The following is a 4,794-nucleotide window of genomic DNA, read 5'->3' as shown; positions in this document are numbered from 1 at the left end:
ATAAGGACGGGCCGGCGATACTTCTGATCCATGGATCGAACAGCCTGCTCCAGACTTGGGAACCTCTGGTGGCGTTGCTCGGTGATAAATATCGGCTGATTTCGCTCGATCTTTACGGCCATGGTCTGACCGGGCCCAATCCGACTGGCGCCTATGATGCCGACACCAATATAACAGCCGCAATCCGGGTGCTTGATTCGGTCGGCGTCGACAAAGCTTATTGGGTCGGAAATAGCATGGGCGGCTGGCTCACATGGAGGGCAGGCCTTTCGGTGCCGGAACGCACCGCAGGTCTTGTGTTGATCGACGCTTCGGGCGCGCAGGTTGAGCAAAAGGGCGAGCTGTATCTGGGTGCGAGACTGGCGCGCTCATCAATAGGAAAGATGCTGCTGCCGGAAATCACCCCGCGCTTTCTGGTAAAATCGTCACTGGAAGAGAATTTCGCTCAACCCGAGAGGCTGACCGAAGTCCAGGTCGACCGCTATTGGGAATTGCTGCGCTTCCCCGGCAACCGCCAAGCATCGCTGGATCGGGCGAAAACACCGCGCGAGCCCGAGAAATGGACGGAAATCAAAAACCTGAAATCGCCAGTGCTGCTCCTTTGGGGAGAGCAGGATAAAGTCATCCCATTGTCCCATGGTCGTGCCTTTGAAGCCGCGATCCCGGGCAGCAAGCTGATCACCTATGCAGATGCTGGCCATCTCCCGATGGAGGAAACGCCGGAACAGGTCGCGCGTGATATTGATCGCTGGATTGAGAGTTTAACTACAAAGGCCGCTGCACCGAAATAGAGCCTGTTTCGGTTCAAGAACTTTTGTCCGGCAGGCTCCAGTCGATCGGGGCCAGCCCATTCTGCTCCAGAAAGACATTGGTCTTGCTGAAGTGTTTGCAACCGAAAAATCCGTGATAAGCTGATAGCGGCGAGGGGTGAGGGGCTTTCAGTACCAAGTGCCTGCCTCCCTGCTCAAGGCTCGTTACAAAGGCAGCTTTTTTTTGGGCATAGCTCCCCCACAGCAAAAACACCACGGGATCTGGCTTCGCCGCAATCAGACGTACGATCGCATCGGTAAACTGCTCCCACCCCTTGCCGCGATGGGAGGCGGCATTGGCCATCTCTACGGTCAAAACGCTGTTGAGCAGCAGCACACCCTGCTGCGCCCAATGCTCCAAGAAACCGTGGGCAGGACGCTTCAGCTCGAGGTCGCTTTCCAGTTCCTTGTAAATATTGACCAGCGATGGCGGCGGCCGGACGCCGGGTTGTACACTGAAACACAATCCGTGAGCCTGGCCCGGACCATGATAGGGGTCCTGCCCCAGTATGACGACACGGACCTGATCGAGCGGGGTCAGGTCGAGCGCACGAAAATATTCCCCGCCCTTGGGATAAATCTGTTTGCCCGCTGCTTTTTCCTGCAGCAGAAATGTTCGCAAATTGGACATATAGTCGCTTGCAAACTCACCGGCGAGGGGCGCTTTCCAGCTGTCGTCCAGTTTCACGCGGTCATCCATACCCTGCTGATAGCAAGCCGGAATTGATCGGCAAAGCACGATTAACCCTGCTTGCCAGTTTCGCCACAGGAGATTACCGTCGCATCCAAGCGCCACCAGAAAGCGCAAGCGCACAAGGAAAAGCATCTTCCCATGACCGACAGCAATAACCCCGTTATCTCCGCCACCGGCCTGTTTACACCGGACGACAGCATCAGCAACGAAGAGCTTGTTGCCAGCTTCAACGCCTATGTCGATCTTGCCAATCGCGAAAATGCCGAGGCGATTGCGGCGGGTGCGGCCGAAGAACTGCAACATAGTTCGGTGGAGTTCATCGAGAAGGCGTCGGGGATCAAGTCGCGCTTCGTGCTTTCCAAGGACCCGATACTCGATCCCCGGGTGATGTGCCCGCGTTTGCCAGAACGTCCAAACGAGCAAATTTCTGTGCTCGCGGAAATCGGTTTAAAAGCAGCCCTGCAGGCGCTCGAGCGGGCGGGGCGCAAGCCGGAAGATGTCGATGCGGTGCTGTGCGCCTGCTCCAATCTGCAACGCGCCTATCCGGCCATCGCCGTGGAAATCCAGGATGCTTTGGGAATGGAAGAAGGTTTCGGCTTCGACATGAACGTCGCCTGTTCCTCCGCGACATTCGGTATCCAGACCGCAGCCGACTATATCCGCTCGGGCAGCGCCAAATCGGTGCTGGTGATCAATCCGGAAATCTGTTCCGGCCATCTGAACTGGCGCGACCGGGACAGCCATTTCATCTTCGGCGATGTCGCTACCGCAATTCTTGTCGAATCTAAGGACATTGCCCCCGCGCAGCATTGGGAAATCGTCGGCACGAAACTGAAAACCCAGTTCTCCAACAATATCCGAAATAATTTCGGTTTCCTTAACCGCACCCATCCGGAAAGCCGCGATGGACAGGACAAGCTGTTTGTTCAGGAAGGGCGCAAGGTTTTCAAGGAGGTTGTACCGATGGTTGCGAATATGATCAACGAGCAGATCGAACGGCTCGGTATCGACGCATCGAAACTGCGCCGGCTTTGGTTGCACCAGGCCAATGCCGGGATGAACCGCCTGATCGCGCAGCGGGTGCTTGGCCATGAAGCCAGCGAGGATGAAAGCCCGACCGTTCTGGATACTTACGCGAACACATCGTCCGCCGGTTCGATCATCGCCTTTCACAAGCATAGCGACGATTTGGCAGATGGTGACATCGGGTTGATCTGCTCGTTCGGAGCGGGCTATTCAGCGGGTACTGTATTCGTCAAAAAGACCGGTCCCGCGAAATCCATTGAACATTGAGGGGGAGTGACATATATTTAAAGAGTTATGATGGACAAAAAACAATCCAAAACTTCAACCGATTTCTTCGGAACCTTTCTGACCAAGAAAGGTCCGAAAGCCGGTTCGGATTTTACATCGGATATTGATATCAACATCGAAAAAGAACTGTTGGATGCGATCGCGCAATCCGATGGTGGGATAGATATCAAGTCATTGATCATGAAGCTCTCTACGAGCGCAAGCATCACCATCATGACATTAAAAAAATTAGAAGAAGCGGGTCTGCTCAAGATGCAAGATAACGGTACGGACGAACTGGCTGTCCTGACCGAAATGGGGACAAAGCTGGCTTCTTAACGGGCCGCCGTCCTCCTTGGGAGGATTTGATGGTATCAATTTTCGCTGACTATTTGATCGTGGCATCATTCGGTGCGTTTCTTGGACTCTCGGAATTGTTGGCCCGATATCGCGACGAACCCTGGTTAGCTGTCATAAACTGGTCGGGCGGCTTGTACGTCGGGATCAATACTCTCGCCAGCCTGGGCGCGCTGTTTGTGATCAACGTTTTCGAGGTTGATTTTGGTATTGATCAAGCCGCATCAAACGGACTTTATCAGCTTCGCGTTTCCTTGCTCATCGCAGCCGGATTTGGTGCGATGGCCATATTCCGATCATCGATTTTTACATTTCGAGTTGGCGACAGGGATTTGCCCGTGGGGCCGGCCCTCATTCTTCAAATATTGCTGGATGTCGCCGATCGGGCTGTTGATCGCAAGCGGGCCTTTGCCCGTTCCAAGCTCGTGGCGGACAAGATGAAAGATGTTGATTTCGACAAGGCCAAATTGGCATTGCCGACTTATAGTATGGCGTTGATGCAAAATGTCACAAGCGAGGAGCAAAGTGCCATTCGAACTCAGGTCGATGCTCTGGATGCGAGCCTCAGCGGAATTGACAAGTCGGTCAGTTCACTGATTTTGGGATTGCTTATCCTCAATGTGATTGGCGAGGAAGTTCTGGAATCTGCCGTTGATACGCTTGGTGCAAGAATTCAAAATTAATTCATGCTTGCCTATCATTGGCATTTGCCTATCCCAAGCTTGCACTCTGAAGAGATGAAGATCGGGAGATGTCTGATGACCGTTACGGGAAAATGTTTGTGTGGAGCGGTAAGCTATAAGGTCGAAGGTGACCTGAAAATGACCGGCGTCTGTCATTGCAAGAACTGCCAGCGTCAGGCGGGGAGTTCCTATTCGGTGCTGTTCGGAGTGGCGGATGACCAGATCGAGATCACCGGTGATCTCACCACCTATGAAGATCATGCCGAAAGCGGCAATGTTGTTCTCCGCAATTTTTGCGGCACCTGCGGCTCGCCGGTGAAGACCACTCTCCCGACCCAGCCGGGCATGACTTATATCAAGGCAGGAACGCTGGATGATACCAGCAAGCTGCACCCGCAAATCCATTTCTGGACCAGCAGCAAGCAGTCGTGGGTCGAAATTGATCCCGATGTCCCGCAAATGGAAGGCAATCCCGGGTGATCCACACCAGGCAAATTACGGCGGCGCTTATGTTCTTCGCAATGATTGCCGGCTGTGTCGACAGCGTTGGACAAGAAAATCAGGAGAAAACCGGCGCCGCTTCCCGGCCGACCCCAATAATCCTGCAAGCAGATGGCGTTTCGCAAGGAAAAGACTGGACCTTCCGCTATGGCACCGAAATAACCGAAATCATCACGATGCTCGAGCGCTTTGGTCCCGTCTACCGGAACGCGAACGAAGAATGCGGCGCCGGACCGATGGTTCAGGTTGCCTCTCATGCAACAGGTTTGACGCTTAATTTCCAACAAGACCGGCTCGTAGGCTGGTTTTTTGATGGCGACGCCCGATTGGCGCGTACAGCGCGCGGTATATCGGTCGGTTCGTCCCGCGAGGCGCTCGAAAAGGCAATGCCGGTCGAAATGGAGCCAGACAGCACGCTTGGCATCGAGTTTTTTTCCCGCCTGAATGAAACCGGTTA

The 4,794-nt window shown here is 54.2% G+C and carries 7 protein-coding genes; 6 read left to right on the top strand and 1 reads right to left on the bottom strand.

What is annotated here, in order from left to right; translation table 11 throughout:
* The coding region (locus WBM93_RS06060) for an alpha/beta fold hydrolase (protein WP_424429539.1) at positions 1–791 on the top strand (791 nt) is incomplete at its 5' end.
* A gap of 13 nt (positions 792–804) precedes the next feature.
* Here WBM93_RS06060 and ung read toward each other — a convergent pair.
* Positions 805–1,509, bottom strand: coding sequence for a uracil-DNA glycosylase (gene ung / locus WBM93_RS06055; protein ID WP_424429541.1), 705 nt, complete (start codon positions 1,507–1,509; stop codon positions 805–807).
* Between the two features lie 132 nt (positions 1,510–1,641).
* Here ung and WBM93_RS06050 point away from each other — a divergent pair, with 132 nt between their 5' ends.
* From WBM93_RS06050 to WBM93_RS06030, 5 genes are all read left to right on the top strand, one after another.
* On the top strand, positions 1,642–2,796 hold the full coding sequence (locus tag WBM93_RS06050) for a beta-ketoacyl-ACP synthase III (protein WP_424429537.1): 1,155 nt from the start codon (positions 1,642–1,644) through the stop codon (positions 2,794–2,796).
* Positions 2,797–2,823: 27 nt separating this feature from the next.
* Positions 2,824–3,135, top strand: coding sequence for a hypothetical protein (locus WBM93_RS06045; protein WP_424429534.1), 312 nt, complete (start codon positions 2,824–2,826; stop codon positions 3,133–3,135).
* A gap of 29 nt (positions 3,136–3,164) precedes the next feature.
* A complete protein-coding gene (locus tag WBM93_RS06040) occupies positions 3,165–3,836 on the top strand; it encodes a hypothetical protein (RefSeq protein WP_424429532.1) in 672 nt (223 codons plus the stop codon).
* Between the two features lie 75 nt (positions 3,837–3,911).
* The gene (locus tag WBM93_RS06035) at positions 3,912–4,316 is read left to right on the top strand and encodes a GFA family protein (RefSeq protein WP_424429530.1); all 405 of its coding nucleotides are present in this window, start codon (positions 3,912–3,914) and stop codon (positions 4,314–4,316) included.
* On the top strand, positions 4,313–4,794 hold a 482-nt coding region (locus tag WBM93_RS06030; protein ID WP_424429529.1), incomplete at its 3' end, for a hypothetical protein. The genes WBM93_RS06035 and WBM93_RS06030, both read left to right, overlap by 4 nt.

It is taken from the genome of Parasphingorhabdus sp. (assembly GCF_049667325.1).
Taxonomy (GTDB): Bacteria; Pseudomonadota; Alphaproteobacteria; order Sphingomonadales; family Sphingomonadaceae; genus Parasphingorhabdus.
The sequence above is the reverse complement of the archived record's forward strand: the minus strand, read 5'-3'. Positions and strand labels throughout refer to the sequence as shown.